Raw genomic sequence first — 16,221 nt, 5'->3', positions numbered from 1 at the left:
AAACTCTAATAATATAATGACACCAAATAGAAGAAAAGTCAATATGTTTGTTTAAAGATAACGCTTAACAAATATTTTTATAAAAATTTTATATTTTAAGATAAAAGGACATCTTTTTCTATAATAGGATGCACAAAACCTTTTAAAGAGGCTTTGTATCTTATTAGATCCCTAACGATGGTGGAGCTTATATGTATGTGCTCTTGGCTTGGCATCATAAAAAGTGTTTCAATACCACCCAGTATATAATTACTCATTGATATTTGAAGCTCGTACTCAAAATCCGTAAAAAGCCTCACACCTCTTATCACAAGCTTTATATCTTTTGATTTGGCATATTCAACCAGTGTAGTATCAAAAATCTCTACATAGACATTTTTTAAATTTTCTGCTTTTAGTATTTTATCAAAAAGATTTTTCCTAAAATCGGCTTCAAACATTGGGTTCTTGTGAGGATTTTTCGCTATTGCTATAAATACCTTATCGAATATAAAAGAGGCTCTTTTTACTATATCAAGGTGCCCTAAATGAGGCGGATCGAAGGTCCCTGGGTATATAACTTGACTCAACTATTAAGCAGCTCCCTTATCAAAGTAGCAGGTTTTACCTCTTTAGGACATGCGTTGTTACACTTGTTGCAAGAAAGACAGTGAAGTATAAGGCTATCTTTTGCTTCTAAAAGCCTAATACCGTGCTCACGGTCTCTTGGGTCTATAAAGAGTCTATAGAGTTTGGCAAAAAACAGCGGTCCTGCATAATCTTTATCAGCTACTTCTGGACAAAAGCTCTGACAAGCATAACAAAGTATGCAATCAGATGATTCCTCTATTTTCTTACTAAGCTCTTGATCTATCTTTAAATTGGTTTCAATGGGGGTTATCCAAGCTTTATAAGCTTTTATTCTATAAGACATATTTGAGGTATCTATTACCAAATCTTTTACAACTTCAGCGTTGTTTAAAGGTTCCAAAAGCGTTGGATTCTCATCTAAAGCATAGGATAATGCCTGTTCTTTACAGATAAGCTTAGGAAAACCATTAACGTTTATAGCGCAAGTACCACATATACCAGCACCGCAAAACTGTCTAAAAGCCAAAGAAGGATCTATATACTCTTTTATATACTTTAAAGCGTCTAAAAGCGTCATACCCTCTTTGTAGGGCACTTCGTAAGTTTCAAACCTATCTTGTCTTTTTATCTTAAGCCTTATCTTCATCGCTCTAAATATGTATTTACTATATATTCTCTTCTCATAACGTTTGTTTGAATAAGTTCCCACAATACATCAAGCCTTTTAAACCAATAGTTGTTTATAGGCTTTTTAGAAGCTAGCACTATACCAAATTGACCATGTAGGGAAAAAGCGTTAAATATGGGTTTCATATAGTTATAAATATATGTCTCCATGCCAGCTGGGTTTATGTTCATTTGCTGGTTGTTGCCGGTATTTAAAGTCAACACTGGAGGTGGACCCATAATTTGTACTATATCACCCGGGAAAAGCAGGGTGGCGTTAGCATATGTATAGCCAAATCCAACTTTCTTAAGTGCTATCTCTAAACCTCTTGCGCTTACTCTATTAAGAGTATACTTATAATCATTGTCTTCCACAGACCAATCTAAACCTTTTCTAACTTTTATATAAGGTCTATCTTTGTTAGGAAATGTAAATATAGCTACTCCATCTTCTTCTATCAAATCTTTAACAGCTTCAAAAAACTCGTACGGGTATTCCAAGTTTCCTATTATATTTTCTAAAATCACAATACCAAAGCTTCCCCATTTTTGTTTTAGGTTTTTAATATATTTATGATCTAGGGCTTTAGCAATATCTATGTTTATATCTTTAAGAGCTTTTTTAACCTTTTCTGCTTGGTTTTCTGAGCGCTCTACTCCATATACATCTAAGTTTAAAAGTTCGTGGGCTACAGCTAAAAGCTTACCGCTGTTAAAACCTATATCAAGCATTTTTTTGCCTTTCAGTGTGGGCTCTACATCCAGCAAAGCTCTTATAGTAGGATAGGTGTATATGGTAAAGATATTGGTAATGCCAAGTTTTTCTTTATTGTCAAGATTATCAAGATCTTCTATATCCTTTGTATCGTAAAAAGCTTTTAACTGTTCCTTGTTTATTATATCATCTAAAGTTTTTTCCGCTTTTCTTGGCAAAGAGAATATAGAACCACAAACGCTACATTCCCACAGCCTATAACCCCAAGATTTTTCTATCTCTTCAAAATATATATTTGTTTCTTTACATATTGGACACTCGGTAGGTACATCTTTATCCGGATTTTCTATATAATGGACTATAGTTTTAAACTTGGAAACAACTTCATCTACATCTATGTTATCAAAACAAGGGCTATAAAATTTTTGTTTTATTTGGGCTTCCTGACAAGGTCCTGCTATAGCGTGCATAATACAAGGGGCAGAACATGTATTGCCAAGATATTTGGCATACACTGGCTGAGATGTGGTATAGCTCATTTTAGGAAAATGCTGGGCTTCTGGGGCTACACCACCAGATATTACTACACATGGTTTTTTAAGGGCTGCTGCTATGTGTGGTACAACTGTATCGGCAGATATAACTCCATCTACTTCTTGAATTGCCGCTACAAGATACTGGGGTTTTTCCATGTAAGGGGATAAATTCTCCACATCCATCATGTAAAGCTCTTTTGATATATCTACAGCTGGGGCTTCCCATTTTGGATGAGCGGTAATAAAAACATACTCATCCTTCATTTTGTCTATTATTTTTGATACAAGATAAGGAGGTAAACTTCTATGTATAGATGAAGCTACCATGTGTGCCATTATTATCTTTTTACCAGGATTCTCATCTCTTATCTTTTGAATGATGGGTTTCATATAATCTATTGCTTCTTGTTTTGGTACTACAACCGGGTCTTTGTCTTTTATATCAAACTGTCTTAGCTTGGCTGCCCAAAAATCTACAAGGTTCATATAGTTGTAGAAATAAGATCCAACGTATTCGTAGCAGTCTGTATAATAATCTACTTCTTTAAACCTTGTGTAAGGAACTGGGGTATATATAAACTCATCCACATAAGGGTTGCCTTCCAACAAATTATACCCCTGCCTTGTTTCCATTATTATGTAGCTTTTAGGATACTTCATTTTAAGATGCTTTAAGATTGGTGTAAACATTAAAGAGTCACCAAGAGCAAATAAGTTTAAAATGAGTAGACTTTTTCCGTTTAAATCTTCACCGTAGTATTCTTTAGGAAGCTCTGGCACCTTCGTTTGTTCATAGTTATCTCTTGGAAGCTGCGCCATTAGGTCACGAGCTATCACATATCTGCTTTTTTCCATGAATGTATGAAAATCTGCACCACCAGCGTAGGGCTGTTTAAATGTTTTTTTTACTCTGATTATTTCCATATCAACCGCCCATCTTCTTTAAATATCTTATAAATTCCACATTCATAAGAGAAGATGCAACGTTGTATATTACAGGTGTAACACCTCTTCTTGTAAGATCGTAAAGTTTCTCCGGAGAGATACCAAGAAGCACACCAGGGTCTGGCATCACTGCACCTTCTATAATAAACTTTTCATCGTTGTCTATTTTTAACTCTAAATCTGTTTGTCTTAAGATTTTAAGATCATGCATCTCTTTTATAAGATTTGCCGCTACTTCAAAATCCTGATAAAAACCAACAGCCATTTGAGATATTCTTTGAAGATGTTCTGTGGCTTCACCAAGCACATTTATAAATTCTATGTCCTCACATTCGGTAGACTCTTCTGGCATCTTATCGTAAAAGACCACTATGTTGTTGGTAGCCCTATCCCTTATAGCACCAAAAGGATAAAAGTCAAGCACTCTTGGCTTATGGTCTATCTTCCATTTGCCATCTTTTGTGAGATAGTGGTTTGAATCGCCTCCTAAAACAGCAAACGCTGCAAAAACACCTTCATGATGAGCGAATACAACAGGATAAAGAGCCGCTAAATAAACCAACTCAGACATGCCCACCGGTACTATCGTAAAATCTCTACTAAAAGAGTAGTTTTTTGGCATGCAAATTCCTAAAGGTTTATCCTCCATTGTATTGATAACTTTTGGATAGTTGTATATACCTAACATAAAACAATTATATCATATATATTATAAAAGCTTGAAAAATTCAAAAAATTTTTATATTTAATATGATATGAGAAAGGTAAATCCATTATGGCTTTTAATGCTTGCACAAATAGGACTTATACTTTATGGCTTTTATAGGCTAACACTTACAAGGTTAAACGTAAGATGGTTTGAAGTTGTTTGGGTTGTTTTAGGCCCCGTGATATTGATGTCTTTTTTTGGTATCTATACATATTACAATATAAAAAACGCATACAAAGAACCTTCTGAGGTAAGAACATCAGACAGATGTCCCGTTTGTGGGGCTTTCGTATATTCACACCTAAACACCATAACAGAAATTTACTTAGATGGTAAATATATGTATTTTGACTCTTTTAAAGATATGTTAAAATTTATTAAAGATATGGATTTTTATATATCTTACAGAAAGCTAAATATAAAAGATAAAAACATCAAATCTATTTATACAAAAGACTTCCAAACAAAGCAGTGGATAGATGGTAAAAAAGCTTTTTACGTCAGCATAAACGACGACATATATGCATTTTCATCCTTAGAATCTGCCAAAGATTTTGCAGCGTTAAACAACGTCCACGAAATAAAGACCTTTGATAAATTGCTTACATAGATTTTTATGATAGAAGTATCAAATATTTCTAAAAGCATCAAAAACAACCCTATAATATCTGATGTATCGTTACAAATAAACCCAGGCGAAATAATAGGGCTTATGGGTCCAAACGGTGCTGGTAAAACCACAATATTTAATGCTATTTCTGGTTTTATAAAAGTTGATAAGGGAACTATAAAAATAGACGATCAAGAAGTAACCCATTACCCACCTTACAAAAGGGCAAAGTTTGGTCTTTCTTTTTTGCCTCAAGAGCATTCTTTGTTTGAAGAGATAACAACCTGGGACAACATGCTTATGTTTGCAGATTTTATATACAAAAACAAAAAAGATGCACAAAATATATCTGAAGAACTCCTTCAACATTTTGGGCTTTTAGAGCACAAAGATAAAAAAGCAGGTGAATTATCCGGTGGTATGAAAAGAAAATTAGAGGTGGCAAGATGCCTTTTGATAGAACCATCTTACATAATGCTTGACGAACCGTTTGCTGGAGTAGACCCAGTGGCTATTTCAGATATAAAAAGAATGCTTTTAGATTTAAAAGAAAAAAACATCGGTATACTCATCACCGATCACAACGTTTTTGAGCTTTTAAGATTGATAGATAGAGGTTATATAATAAACCACGGGAGCGTGTTGGCAGAAGGGACTCCAAAAGATTTGTTAAAAAACAACAAAGTAAGAGAAGTATACATAGGATATGAAATAGAGCTATGAAAAGTATAGTGCTTGTGTTTGCAGGATATGACCAAACCTCTGGGGCAGGAGTTATAGCGGATGCCAGGACAATAACTTGTATAGGAGCTCACCCGGTTTGCATAACCACCTCTTTTGTGATTCAAAATACAAAAGGGGTAAAAGAAGTAATATTTTTAGAACCAGATATTATTAAAAAACATATAGATATACTAGATGTAAAGCCTAAAGTTGTAAAAATAGGCGTAGTAGGAGATGACAACGCCATAAGGCTCATATCAAAAGCTATAGACACATTAAAACCAGAACACGTGGTATTGGATACACCTCTTTTTTCCAAAAACGATACACCTCTTTTTAAAAGCTTAGAACTTTATAAAGATTTAATAGTATCAAAAGCCACCATCATAACACCAAACATAAAAGAAGCCTCTTTTATAACAGGCATTGATATAAAAACTAAAAAGGATATAGAACAAGCGGCAAACATCTTTCTTGATATGGGAGTAAGGCACGTAGTTATAAAAGGTGGACATAGAGAAGATGAACCAGGCGTTGATTTTTACAAAAGTATGGAAGAAAGCTTTGAAATAAAAAAGGATTTTATACAAACAAGAACTACACATGGCACAGGATGTGTCTACGCTTCTTCTATAGCGTCTTATTTAGCTATTGGAAACGACGTAAAGGCTTCCATAATAAAAGCCAAAGATTACGTAGATAGAGCAATAAAACAAGGGTATATGCTAAACAACGACAAAGATAGCTGGGGTGTACTCAACATAAGCACCCCATAATTTTTTATTTTTCAGCTTTTATCAAAACGAACGCCACAAACAACACAGCGCTTACAAAAATCGCAAAAGCAAACACATAAAGTAAAATAGTCATAAATATATTCTATAATATAAACATAAAAATAAAATAAAATTAAACCGATATTTTTGACCTAAGCTTTTTTATGCGTAAAAGCGCTTTGGAATCTTCTGGACATATTAAAGAAAACGCTTTACCGCTTTTGCCTATTCTACCAGTTCTTCCTATCCTATGTATGTAAAGCTCTGGATCTTCTGGTATGTTGTAGTTTATTACAACTCCTACGTCTTTTATATCAAGGCCTCTGGCAGCAACATCGGTAGCTATCAATATGCTAACAGCACCAGATTTAAATGCACTTAGAGCTTTTTCTCTTTGTCTTTGCGTAAGATCTCCATGAAGAGCTTGAACTCTTATGCCTTTTTTCGTAAGCAAGAAAAATAAATCTTTCGCATCTTTTTTAGTTTTTACAAAAACAAGCATTTTTTCCATAGGATGGGTGTCTATTATATGCATAAGCTCGTGTATTTTTTCTCCAGGTGAAGATAACTTTATCATCTTCTCTTCTATGTTTGGTTTTAACTCTACCGATGGCACTTTCTCAAATTTGAAATCACTCTTTAAAAATCTTTTTGCTAAAAGCTCAATACGGTTTGGCACAGTGGCAGAAAACATATAAGTGGTCCTTTCTTTTGGTAAGAAGCTTATTATATATTCTATGTCTTCTATAAAGCCCATATCAAGCATTTGATCAAATTCATCCAAAACAAGATATTCTACGTTTGACAAATTTAAAGCCTTCCTATCAATAAGGTCTTTTATACGTCCAGGAGTTCCTATTAAGATATCCACGTTTTTATTTTGCAAAATATCCAAATTCTGTTTTACAGAAGTCCCACCATAAAATACGTAAGAAGAAAGCCTTTTATATTTGGTAAGCATGTATATTTGCTCTTTTACCTGTATAGCTAGCTCTCTAGTGGGTGTCAGCACAAGAGCTTTAACACCTGGTTTTCCCTTTTGAAGCTTTTCCACTATTGGTATAGCAAAAGCTCCTGTCTTCCCGGTCCCGGTGGCAGCTTGTCCCAAGATATCGTAACCTTCCAACGCTAAAGGAATGGTATCCCTTTGAATGGGTGTTGGTTCTTTGTATCCAGCATCCTCCAAAGCTTTTTGTAGTTCTAAACTAAGTTTTGAGAATAATGACATTTTGTCTCTCCTTATAAATCTTTTGATATAAATATATTATATTTTATAAAATAGGCAACATATATTTTTATTATCAACAAACACCGCCCACATTTAATGGGCGGATAGTCTTATGAATTATTACTCTATAATCTCTAACATATATTTTTTGCCGCTTTTTCTACCCATAGCCGATACAAGCGTTCTCAGGGCCTTAGCTATGCGCCCTTGTTTACCTATGACCTTACCTATATCTTGAGGGCCAACCCTTAGCTCTATAACAACGGTTTGCTCTCCCTCGACCTCAACTACGTTCACCTTTGATACGTCCTCTACTAGGCTTTTTGCGAAGATTTCCACAAGGTCTTTAGCTTGACTCATACGTTACCTCCTGTTAAGAATTTGCATTAACGTTAGCGTTGGTTTGTTTCAAGATAGCTTTCACCCTATCGGAAAGCTGAGCACCCTTTTTAATCCATTGATCTATGGCTTCTTTGTTTAAGTTTATTACGTTGCCAGATTTTGGATCGTAGGTGCCTAAAATATCCAAATAATGCCCCTCTCTTGGGGACTTTGAATCCATAGCCACTATCCTATATATAGGATGATGTGTTCTACCAAATCTAGCCAATCTTATCTTTACCAAAGCTCAGTACCCTTTTATTTGGCTTTTAACAACCAAATAGAGTGGATATTTGTAATCGCCTACCACTCTGGCGATATTTATATTTGAAATATTCTTCATAGTTAAAACGGAAGCCCCAAACCACCAAACGGTGATTTTTGATTTTTCAGCTTTCTAATCATCTTTTTCATATCCTGATATTGTTTTAAAAGCTTGTTAACATCGGAAACGGTAGTACCGCTACCTTTGGCTATCCTTTGTTTACGACTTAAGTTTATAATGTTTGGATTTGCCCTTTCTTCAGGAGTCATAGAATCTATCATAGCTATAATACGTTTAAATATCTTTTGATCAATCTTTATATTTTTCAGTTGGGAACCAACCCCTGGTAACATTGAAAGCACTTTATCAAGAGGACCCATATTCATCATAAAACTTATATTTTTCTTCAAGTCATTTAAATCAAACTCACCTCTCATCATTTTATAGGTTATAGCTTGAGCCTCATCCTCACTAATAACCTGCTCGGCTTTCTCTATAAGACTTTGCAAATCACCAAGACCTAATATCCTTTGAGCAATTCTATCTGGATAAAACTGATCTATATCCTCTAACTTTTCACCCACACCTATATACTTTATGGGGATACCTATGGCATCTTTTATAGAAAGCGCTACGCCACCTCTGGTATCACCATCCATTTTGGTAAGAATAGCTCCAGTAAGCCCTACAACTTCGTTAAAAGTTTTTGCTACAGAGAGAGCTTCTTGCCCTTGCATGCTATCGGCTACGTATATAACCTCAGACGGCTTTACAGCTTCTTTGATAGCTCTTAACTCTTCCATCAATTCGTTATCTATATGAAGCCTACCGGCGGTGTCTAAAAACAAATAATCGTATTTTTTGCTTTTAAAAGCCTCAAACGCCTCTTTGGCTATATCAACAGGGTTTTTGTCTGGACTAAATTCTAAATATTCTACACCCGCTAACTCAGATACACGCTTTAATTGAAGCATGGCTGCTGGTCTTCTTACGTCTGTAGATACTGTCATAACGCTTCTACCGTTTTTCTTCATGAGGTTTGCCAGCTTACCTATTGTTGTAGTTTTACCAGTACCTTGAAGACCAACAAACATTACCACCCCTTCTTCTAAAGGAGAAGCATTTCCCCCAAGCGTTTTAACAAGCTCATCGTAAACGCTCATTATAATCATATCCGTGGGGGATAGGTGGGTTTTTATCTCTTCAGAAAAAATACGTTCTCTTAGTCTTTTAATAAAATCTTTTGCTACATCGTAATCTACATCAGCTTCCAACAAAGCAGCTCTAATGTCTCTAAGTGTATCGTTAACTAACTTTTCGTTTAACTTTTTAGCACCTTTTAGCTTCTCTAAACTCCCGCTAATCTTTTCCGTTAAAAGTTCCAGCATAGCCTATATTATACCATAATATGACGCTATCTCAAAATATGCTGCAATACCACCAATATAAATATAAGCGCCGCTGGGGACAAATCAAGCCCAGCCATAGGTGGTATAACCTTTCTTATAACCTCAAGAGGTGGCTCTATTATCCTTGCTAAAAAATCAAAAAAACTGTTGTTTGTAAATTGCGGAAACCAAGAGCCAAGAGAATATATAATTACAAAAATTATATAAACCTCAATAAGAGCGTCTAGAAGTCTTGCTATCATTCAACAAACTCTATTATTGCAAGCTCTGTACTATCTCCTGGCTTCCGGTTTGGTAGCTTAACGATCCTTGTGTAACCACCGTTCCTTCCTTCAAACCTAGGAGCTAGTTCTGTAAAAAGCTTTCTAATTGCCTCTTTATCTGGAAGAAGCGACAAAGCCCTTCTCCTAGAAGCCAAATCGCCTTTCTTAGCTAGTGTTATAAGCCTTTCCACAAACGGTCTTAAAGCCTTTAACTTGGCTTCAGAGCTTTCTATCTTCTCAAACAATATTAGAGACCTTGCCAAAGACCTCATCAAAGCGGTTCTTTGTTCAGCAGTTCTACTAAAATGTTTTTTCTTAACTCTATGTCTCATACCATTACACCTCTGAACCTCTTTGTTCTCCTATGTTCATACCTAAAGAAAAACCCATATTTTTAAGAGCTTCTTTTATCTCGGTCAAAGCTTTTCTACCTATGTTTTTAGAGCTTTTAAGCTCATCCTCTGTAAGCTGTACAAGTTCTCCTATGGTAGTTACCCCTATTCTTTTTAGTGAATTTAAAGCTCTTTGAGAAATATCAAGCTCTTCTATAGAAAATGTAAGTTTTTCCATTAGCTCATCAGGGGGCATAGGCTCTGGCAAAGTAGGTACTTCATAGGATATATTTGTAAGCATGTTCATATGTTTCACTATAAGTTCTACAGCTTGTTGAACAGCAGTCTCTGGAGATACAACACCGTTAGTGGTAAGCTCAAAAGTAAGCTTATCGTAATCTGTTCTATCGCCTACTCTAGTAGCCTCTACTCTAAAAGCTACAACTTTTATAGGAGAAAAATCAGCATCAAGCACTATCCATCCAGCTTCTCCTATTTGCTCCATTTCATCAGACATGACATAACCTTTGCCTCTTTCTATACGTATTTCCATTTTAAGAGTTGTATTAGCAGAGTTTATCGTAGCAATGTAAGCATCTTTGTTTATAATGGTGACATTTGGAGGAGTTTTGATATCGGAAGCTAAAACAACACCTGGCGCATTTTTTTCTAAATATAAAATCTCTAAATCAGAATCTTTCAAGTCAAATCTAACATTTTTAAGATTTGCTATAATCTGTAAAACATCTTCTTGGACACCTTCAATAGTAGAAAACTCGTGTTGAACACCTTCTATCTTTACAGCGGTGATAGCACTACCGTATATAGAAGAGAGTAAAACCCTTCTAAGAGCATTGCCTATTGTGGTGCCATAGCCCCTTTCTAAGGGTTCCACAACAAACCTACCGTAATTTTTATCTTTTTCTTCCCAATATATTTTCATCGGAAAAATAAACTCTTTCATATCTTTCCCCTTACACCCTTGAATAATACTCAATGATGTACTGCATGTTTATAGGCACTTCCAAAACAACATCCTTAGGTTTATCCACAACTTTACCTCTAAAATTATCTTTATCTATTTCAAGCCAGTGAGGTACGCTTCTTGGATCAAGGTTTTCAAGGTTTTGCCTTATCTGAGGTATATCTTTAGAGTACACCTCTATTATATCTCCAACGTTTACCTGATAGGATGGTATGTCAACTTTCTTTCCGTTTACCATTATATGGCCATGTACTACAAACTGACGAGCTTGCCTTCTGGTACAAGCTATACCCAATCTATAAACTACGTTATCTAAGCGTCTTTCTAAAAGCTCTATCATTACAGAAGCTGTATTACCTTTTGCCTTTGAAGCTTTATCAAAGTACTTTCTAAATTGAGACTCTCTTAAACCACCGTACAACATTTTAAGTTTTTGTTTTTCATTTAACCTAAGCCCAAACTCTGTAGATTTAGCCCTACGACCTTTGGTTCTACCGTGTTGACCTGGTGGGAAATTTCTTCTGGTTAAAATCTTGTTGCCGCTTAACTTCCCTGAAACAACAACGCCAAACCTTCTATCTACTTTAGACCAAGCTTGTATTTTTCTTCCCATATATCACACTCTCCTTCTAGAAGTTGGTCTACAACCGTTGTGAGGTATGGGGGTAACATCCCTTATAGCCTTTATTTTAACGCCGGCGGCTTGGATAGATCTTATAGCAGATTCTCTACCGGCACCTGGGCCCTTTACCCAAACCTCTGCTTCCTGTAAACCATATTCGTTCATAGCTTTCTTTATAGCCTTCTGAGCAGCTACTTGAGCAGCATAAGGAGTACCTTTTCTAGTACCCTTAAAACCAGTGGTACCACCGGATTCCCAAGCTAAAGTATTTCCAAGAGGATCAGTTACAGTTACTATAGTGTTGTTAAATGTACTGTAAATATGTACTATCCCACTGCTTACATTACGCTTTTCTTTCTTTGTTTCTTTAGTCCTTTTCTTAGCCATTACAAAACCTCCTTACTTTGTTACCTTCTTCTTGTTGGCAACGGTACCTTTTCTCTTTCCTTTTCTGGTTCTAGCGTTTGTCTTGGTTTGCTGACCTCTTACCGGTAGCCCTCTAACATGTCTAAGGCCTCTATAGGTACCTATATCTACCAACCTTTTTATATTTAACTGCACTTCTCTTCTTAAATCACCTTCAACTTTTATATTTTGCTCTATATACCTTCTTAATTGATTTAACTCTTCCGGCGTAAGTTCACCAAGTCTCTTTGTAGACGGTATACCAGTTTGCTCACAAACCTCTCTAGCCTTAGACCAACCTATGCCATAAATGTATGTCAACGCCACTTCCAATTTCTTATGATCTGGTAAATCAACACCTGCTATTCTAGCCATATAAAACCTCCAGCTTAACCTTGCCTTTGCTTATGCTTAGGATTTTCACAAATCACCATAACACGTTTTTTCCTTCTTATAATCTTACACTTTGGACATATCGGTTTTACAGATGGTCTTACCTTCATAAAAGCCTCCTAAACTCTATAAATAATTCTACCTTTCGTAAGATCGTAAGGTGTCATTTCCACCTTAACCCTATCACCTGGTAAGAGCTTTATAAAATGAATCCTCATCTTACCAGACACGTGGGCTATTATAGTATGCCCATTGTCCAATTTAACTCTAAACATAGCATTTGGAAGAGCCTCTTCTATAACACCTTCAAACACGATGCCCTTTTCTTTTTCTGGTTCTTGGTTCTTGTTCTTCTTTGCCATATTACCACTCCGTTAACACTACAGGACCCTCTTCAAGTATAGCTACCGTATGCTCAAAATGACAAGCGTACTTACCCTTTGCTTTTATAGTCCATCCATCGTTTGCTTTATAAACAGCACCGTTACCAGTGGTAAACATAGGCTCTATGGCTATAACCATACCAGGTTTTAACTGCACATTCATTTTAGAAGTGATAACCTCTGTACAATTGGCTACAAAAGGTTCCTCATGGCTATTTCTGCCTATTCCATGACCACCGTATTCGCACACTACACCAAAACCATACTCTTTTGCCACGGTTTCTATGCTTTTAGATACATTATAAAGGTAGTTTCCCGGTTTACATTGTGCAATAGCCTCATACAAAGCCTTTTTAGTAGCCTCGATAAGTTTCTGGTTTTCTAAAGAAATATTACCAACTCCTATCGTCATGGCTGCATCGCCTGCATAGCCATCGTATATAGCGCCAAAATCAAGACTTACAAGGTCTCCGTCTTTTATTTTTTTTGTTTTCGATGGAATGCCATGCACTACTTCATCGTTTATAGAAACACATAAAGCAGCTGGATATTTTTTCTTAGAAAAAGGTGGTTGATAGTTCAAAAAAGCCGGTATACCACCAAGCTCTTTAGTCTTTTCTCTAGCCGCCATCTCTAAATCGTAAGTTATAACTCCTGGCTTTACCATAGAAGCTATATATTTTAGCACATCACTAACTATTTGACAAGCTTTTTTTATCTTTTCTATCTCAGATTTTGAATAAAGCTCTATCATAACATACTTTTTAGTTTTTCAAATACCTCTTCTTGGGTACCATTAGCAGATACCACAAAAAGCTTGTTTTTTGATTTGTAATACTCTATGAGCGGAAAGGTTTGTTCTTTGTAGACTCTCAGTCTATTTGCTATAACCTCTTCTTTATCATCGTCTCTTTGAATTAGAGGTGTAGCATCGTTATCGCATAAAGTATCATTTTTGGGCTTTTGATAATAAATATTGTAAGTGGCGCCGCACTTTGGACACACTCTTCTACCAGAAAGACGTTTTATTATAACATCATCGTCTAGATCAAAGTAAAATACCTTATCTACTTGTAATCCCATAGTATTTAGCATTGTTTCAAAAGCTTCCGCCTGATTTACATTTCTTGGAAACCCATCGAAAACATAATTCTTATTAGGGGCTTGAATCAAAATATTTTTTATCATGGCTATAATTAAATCATCCGGCACCAAAAGTCCCTGCTTCATATACTCCTCAGCCTTTAGACCGAGAGGAGATTTCTTAGACACTTCGGCTCTTAGCATATCACCAGTAGATATGTGCTCAAAACCAAGCCTATTTTTCAAAAGAGCCCCTTGTGTACCTTTACCAGAACCAGGAGGACCTAACAACACCAAAATCATCATTTTTTCCTCGTATAAGCTTTATACTTTTTAGTTATTATTTGAGCATCTATTTGATTTAAAGTATCAAGAGCTACTCCAACCACTATAAGAGCGGTAGTACCACCAAAGTAAAAAGGTACTTTTAGCCAAACCGTCAAAAACAAAGGTACAATAGCCACTACTGACAAGAAAACAGCTCCTATAATAACCAATCTGTTGATAACACTTTCAAAAAACTTTACAGTTTGTTGACCTGGCCTTACGCCTGGTATAAAACCATTCGCTTTTTTCAAATTCTCAGCCACATCGTATGGGTTAATCAAAACAGCTGTATAAAAATATGTAAAAAATATTATTAGTACCACGTAAGCAAAATTGTAAGGCAAAGAAAGAGGATTAAAAGCATCGTGTATAGACTGAGCTATAGGATTTTTTATAAATCCTAGTATTGTAGAAGGAACAATTAAAAGAGATTGAGCAAATATAATAGGTATAACACCAGCTGGGTTTAGCTTAATAGGTAAATATGTAGCACCACCAACAAATTCTTGTCTTCCCACTTGTCTTCTTGGATATTGTATAGGTATTCTTCTCTCTGCTTCTTGAAATATTACAATAGCGGCTATTACGGCAATTACTATAAGTATAGCCCCCACAAAAGCAAAAGGACTAATATCGCCATGCCTAAGCATAGATACAAACCTTATGGTAGCCTCTGGAAAATTGGCAACTATACCGGCGAATATAAGCATAGACATACCGTTGCCTATACCTTTTTCCGTTATCATATCACCAAGCCATACCAATATCATAGTACTGGCTACTATTCCAAGTACCGCAAGAACTACAAAAAGTATTCCCCCATGAGGAACAACAGGATATCCGTGAGGAGAAGTCTGATGTTCCAACCAAGTAGCTATACCCAGCGATTGAAAACCAGCTACAAACACAGTTATATATTTTGTGTACTCGTTTATTTTCTGTCTTCCGTAATCACCCTCTTCCTTTGCCAATCTTTGAAGCTCTGGTATTGCGCTTGACAAAAGCTGCATAACTATAGAAGCCGATATATAAGGCATTACACCAAGAGCAAACAATGTCATCCGCGAAAGGTTACCACCAGAAAATATATCGTACAAAGAAAACAAAGACCCTTTTAAGTTGCTCATAAAGTCTGATAGAGCTACAGGGTCTACACCGGGAATCGGTATATGGCTACCAAGTCTATATATAGCAAATACTATTAAAGTAAATACTACTCTTTTTCTTAAGGTTTCTAGTTCAAGTATTTCTTTTAAAAAATTATTCACCTGCTGCCTCTAAAATCTCCACACTACCACCAGCAGCTTCTATTTTCTGCTTGGCGGATGAAGATATAGCATCCACTTTTACTTTAAATTTTTTAGTGACTTCACCCATACCTAAAATTTTTACAGGTTTACCCTTTTTTATCAAGCTTTTAGCAAGAAGAGTTTCTTTGGTAATCTCATCACCATCGTTAAAATGTTTCTCTAGCATTGACAAATTTATTACAGAATATTCCTTCTTAAAAGGACTTCTAAAACCTACCTTTGGCACTCTCATATGAAGTGGTGTTTGACCACCTTCGAAGTAAGGAGCTACTCTGTTATCACCAGACCTAGATTTTTGACCCTTATATCCTCTACCTGCCGTTTTACCTTTACCAGAACCTAAACCCCTACCTACACGCTTTTTATCTTTTACAGCACCTTCGTTTGGTTTTAACTCGTGCAAATTCATGACAGTTCCTCCACGCATACAAGGTGTTTTACCTTTTCAAGATTTCCACATACCATAGGATTTTTCTCTAATATAACGGTTTCACCAACTTTCTTTAGACCTAAACTCCTGATAGCTTCTTTTTTTGCTTTATCTTTGCCAGCCAATCCTCTTTTCAAGACTATCTTAAGCTTCAT

Annotated in this window: 24 protein-coding genes; 3 read left to right on the top strand and 21 right to left on the bottom strand. The window is 35.8% G+C overall.

Annotated features, from left to right (window positions below; genetic code table 11):
- Positions 1 to 95: 95 nt before the first annotated feature.
- The 4 genes from coaD to HYD3684_RS01540 are packed head-to-tail and all read right to left on the bottom strand — an operon-like array spanning position 96 to position 4,120.
- On the bottom strand, positions 96 to 569 hold the full coding sequence (gene coaD, locus HYD3684_RS01555) for a pantetheine-phosphate adenylyltransferase (protein ID WP_015418934.1): 474 nt from the start codon (positions 567 to 569) through the stop codon (positions 96 to 98).
- Complete coding sequence (locus HYD3684_RS01550) at positions 566 to 1,216, bottom strand: succinate dehydrogenase/fumarate reductase iron-sulfur subunit (RefSeq protein WP_015418933.1); 651 nt, start codon at positions 1,214 to 1,216, stop codon at positions 566 to 568. Before HYD3684_RS01550 ends, coaD begins: the two co-directional genes overlap by 4 nt.
- Positions 1,213 to 3,411, bottom strand: coding sequence for a methyltransferase domain-containing protein (locus HYD3684_RS01545; protein WP_015471333.1), 2,199 nt, complete (start codon positions 3,409 to 3,411; stop codon positions 1,213 to 1,215). Before HYD3684_RS01545 ends, HYD3684_RS01550 begins: the two co-directional genes overlap by 4 nt.
- 1 nt (position 3,412) lies before the next feature.
- Positions 3,413 to 4,120 (bottom strand): SapC family protein, encoded by a 708-nt coding sequence (locus tag HYD3684_RS01540; RefSeq protein ID WP_015418931.1) that lies wholly within the window; start codon positions 4,118 to 4,120, stop codon positions 3,413 to 3,415.
- Positions 4,121 to 4,187: 67 nt separating this feature from the next.
- Between HYD3684_RS01540 and HYD3684_RS01535 the strand changes: the two genes are divergently transcribed.
- Genes HYD3684_RS01535 through HYD3684_RS01525 form a run of 3 tightly spaced genes read left to right on the top strand, consistent with a single transcriptional unit; the run spans position 4,188 to position 6,250 of the window.
- Positions 4,188 to 4,751, top strand: coding sequence for a nitrous oxide reductase accessory protein NosL (locus HYD3684_RS01535; RefSeq protein ID WP_015418930.1), 564 nt, complete (start codon positions 4,188 to 4,190; stop codon positions 4,749 to 4,751).
- 6 nt (positions 4,752 to 4,757) lie between these two features.
- Positions 4,758 to 5,474: an LPS export ABC transporter ATP-binding protein gene (lptB, locus tag HYD3684_RS01530; RefSeq protein WP_015418929.1), complete on the top strand. Its 717-nt coding sequence runs from the start codon at positions 4,758 to 4,760 to the stop codon at positions 5,472 to 5,474.
- Positions 5,471 to 6,250, top strand: a complete 780-nt coding sequence (locus HYD3684_RS01525; protein ID WP_015418928.1) for a hydroxymethylpyrimidine/phosphomethylpyrimidine kinase — start codon at positions 5,471 to 5,473, stop codon at positions 6,248 to 6,250. Before lptB ends, HYD3684_RS01525 begins: the two co-directional genes overlap by 4 nt.
- Before the next feature lie 133 nt (positions 6,251 to 6,383).
- On the opposite strand, the gene HYD3684_RS01520 is transcribed toward HYD3684_RS01525, so the two are convergent.
- The 17 genes from HYD3684_RS01520 to rpmD form a co-directional block, all read right to left on the bottom strand.
- Positions 6,384 to 7,478 (bottom strand): DEAD/DEAH box helicase, encoded by a 1,095-nt coding sequence (locus HYD3684_RS01520; protein ID WP_015418927.1) that lies wholly within the window; start codon positions 7,476 to 7,478, stop codon positions 6,384 to 6,386.
- Between the two features lie 120 nt (positions 7,479 to 7,598).
- Positions 7,599 to 7,838 (bottom strand): KH domain-containing protein, encoded by a 240-nt coding sequence (locus HYD3684_RS01515; protein WP_015418926.1) that lies wholly within the window; start codon positions 7,836 to 7,838, stop codon positions 7,599 to 7,601.
- A gap of 13 nt (positions 7,839 to 7,851) precedes the next feature.
- Positions 7,852 to 8,103, bottom strand: coding sequence for a 30S ribosomal protein S16 (rpsP, locus tag HYD3684_RS01510; protein WP_015418925.1), 252 nt, complete (start codon positions 8,101 to 8,103; stop codon positions 7,852 to 7,854).
- 101 nt (positions 8,104 to 8,204) lie between these two features.
- Complete coding sequence (gene ffh, locus HYD3684_RS01505) at positions 8,205 to 9,512, bottom strand: signal recognition particle protein (RefSeq protein ID WP_015418924.1); 1,308 nt, start codon at positions 9,510 to 9,512, stop codon at positions 8,205 to 8,207.
- 26 nt (positions 9,513 to 9,538) lie between these two features.
- Positions 9,539 to 9,775, bottom strand: a complete 237-nt coding sequence (locus HYD3684_RS01500; protein WP_015471332.1) for a YggT family protein — start codon at positions 9,773 to 9,775, stop codon at positions 9,539 to 9,541.
- Complete coding sequence (gene rplQ, locus HYD3684_RS01495) at positions 9,772 to 10,128, bottom strand: 50S ribosomal protein L17 (RefSeq protein WP_015418922.1); 357 nt, start codon at positions 10,126 to 10,128, stop codon at positions 9,772 to 9,774. The genes HYD3684_RS01500 and rplQ overlap by 4 nt, the downstream gene beginning before the upstream one ends.
- Positions 10,129 to 10,132: 4 nt before the next feature.
- On the bottom strand, positions 10,133 to 11,092 hold the full coding sequence (locus tag HYD3684_RS01490) for a DNA-directed RNA polymerase subunit alpha (RefSeq protein WP_015418921.1): 960 nt from the start codon (positions 11,090 to 11,092) through the stop codon (positions 10,133 to 10,135).
- Positions 11,093 to 11,102: 10 nt separating this feature from the next.
- On the bottom strand, positions 11,103 to 11,726 hold the full coding sequence (gene rpsD, locus HYD3684_RS01485; RefSeq protein ID WP_012513338.1) for a 30S ribosomal protein S4: 624 nt from the start codon (positions 11,724 to 11,726) through the stop codon (positions 11,103 to 11,105).
- A 3-nt stretch (positions 11,727 to 11,729) separates the two neighbouring features.
- Positions 11,730 to 12,122: a 30S ribosomal protein S11 gene (gene rpsK, locus HYD3684_RS01480; RefSeq protein ID WP_015418920.1), complete on the bottom strand. Its 393-nt coding sequence runs from the start codon at positions 12,120 to 12,122 to the stop codon at positions 11,730 to 11,732.
- A gap of 12 nt (positions 12,123 to 12,134) precedes the next feature.
- A complete protein-coding gene (gene rpsM, locus HYD3684_RS01475) occupies positions 12,135 to 12,515 on the bottom strand; it encodes a 30S ribosomal protein S13 (RefSeq protein ID WP_015418919.1) in 381 nt (126 codons plus the stop codon).
- Positions 12,516 to 12,529: 14 nt separating this feature from the next.
- Positions 12,530 to 12,643, bottom strand: coding sequence for a 50S ribosomal protein L36 (gene rpmJ / locus HYD3684_RS01470; RefSeq protein WP_012513335.1), 114 nt, complete (start codon positions 12,641 to 12,643; stop codon positions 12,530 to 12,532).
- A 9-nt stretch (positions 12,644 to 12,652) separates the two neighbouring features.
- On the bottom strand, positions 12,653 to 12,895 hold the full coding sequence (infA, locus tag HYD3684_RS01465) for a translation initiation factor IF-1 (protein WP_012513334.1): 243 nt from the start codon (positions 12,893 to 12,895) through the stop codon (positions 12,653 to 12,655).
- Between the two features lies 1 nt (position 12,896).
- The gene (gene map, locus HYD3684_RS01460) at positions 12,897 to 13,670 is read right to left on the bottom strand and encodes a type I methionyl aminopeptidase (RefSeq protein ID WP_015418918.1); all 774 of its coding nucleotides are present in this window, start codon (positions 13,668 to 13,670) and stop codon (positions 12,897 to 12,899) included.
- Complete coding sequence (locus tag HYD3684_RS01455) at positions 13,667 to 14,302, bottom strand: adenylate kinase (protein WP_041112972.1); 636 nt, start codon at positions 14,300 to 14,302, stop codon at positions 13,667 to 13,669. The genes map and HYD3684_RS01455 overlap by 4 nt, the downstream gene beginning before the upstream one ends.
- Entirely contained in the window at positions 14,302 to 15,594 is a 1,293-nt protein-coding gene (secY, locus tag HYD3684_RS01450; protein ID WP_015418916.1) for a preprotein translocase subunit SecY, read from the bottom strand. The genes HYD3684_RS01455 and secY overlap by 1 nt, the downstream gene beginning before the upstream one ends.
- A complete protein-coding gene (gene rplO, locus HYD3684_RS01445) occupies positions 15,587 to 16,045 on the bottom strand; it encodes a 50S ribosomal protein L15 (protein WP_015418915.1) in 459 nt (152 codons plus the stop codon). Before rplO ends, secY begins: the two co-directional genes overlap by 8 nt.
- A complete protein-coding gene (rpmD, locus tag HYD3684_RS01440; protein WP_015418914.1) occupies positions 16,042 to 16,221 on the bottom strand; it encodes a 50S ribosomal protein L30 in 180 nt (59 codons plus the stop codon). Before rpmD ends, rplO begins: the two co-directional genes overlap by 4 nt.

The sequence above is a fragment of the Hydrogenobaculum sp. 3684 genome (assembly GCF_000213785.1).
In the GTDB taxonomy this organism is placed as follows: Bacteria; Aquificota; Aquificia; order Aquificales; family Aquificaceae; genus Hydrogenobaculum.
This window is presented reverse-complemented; position numbering and strand designations above follow the sequence as displayed.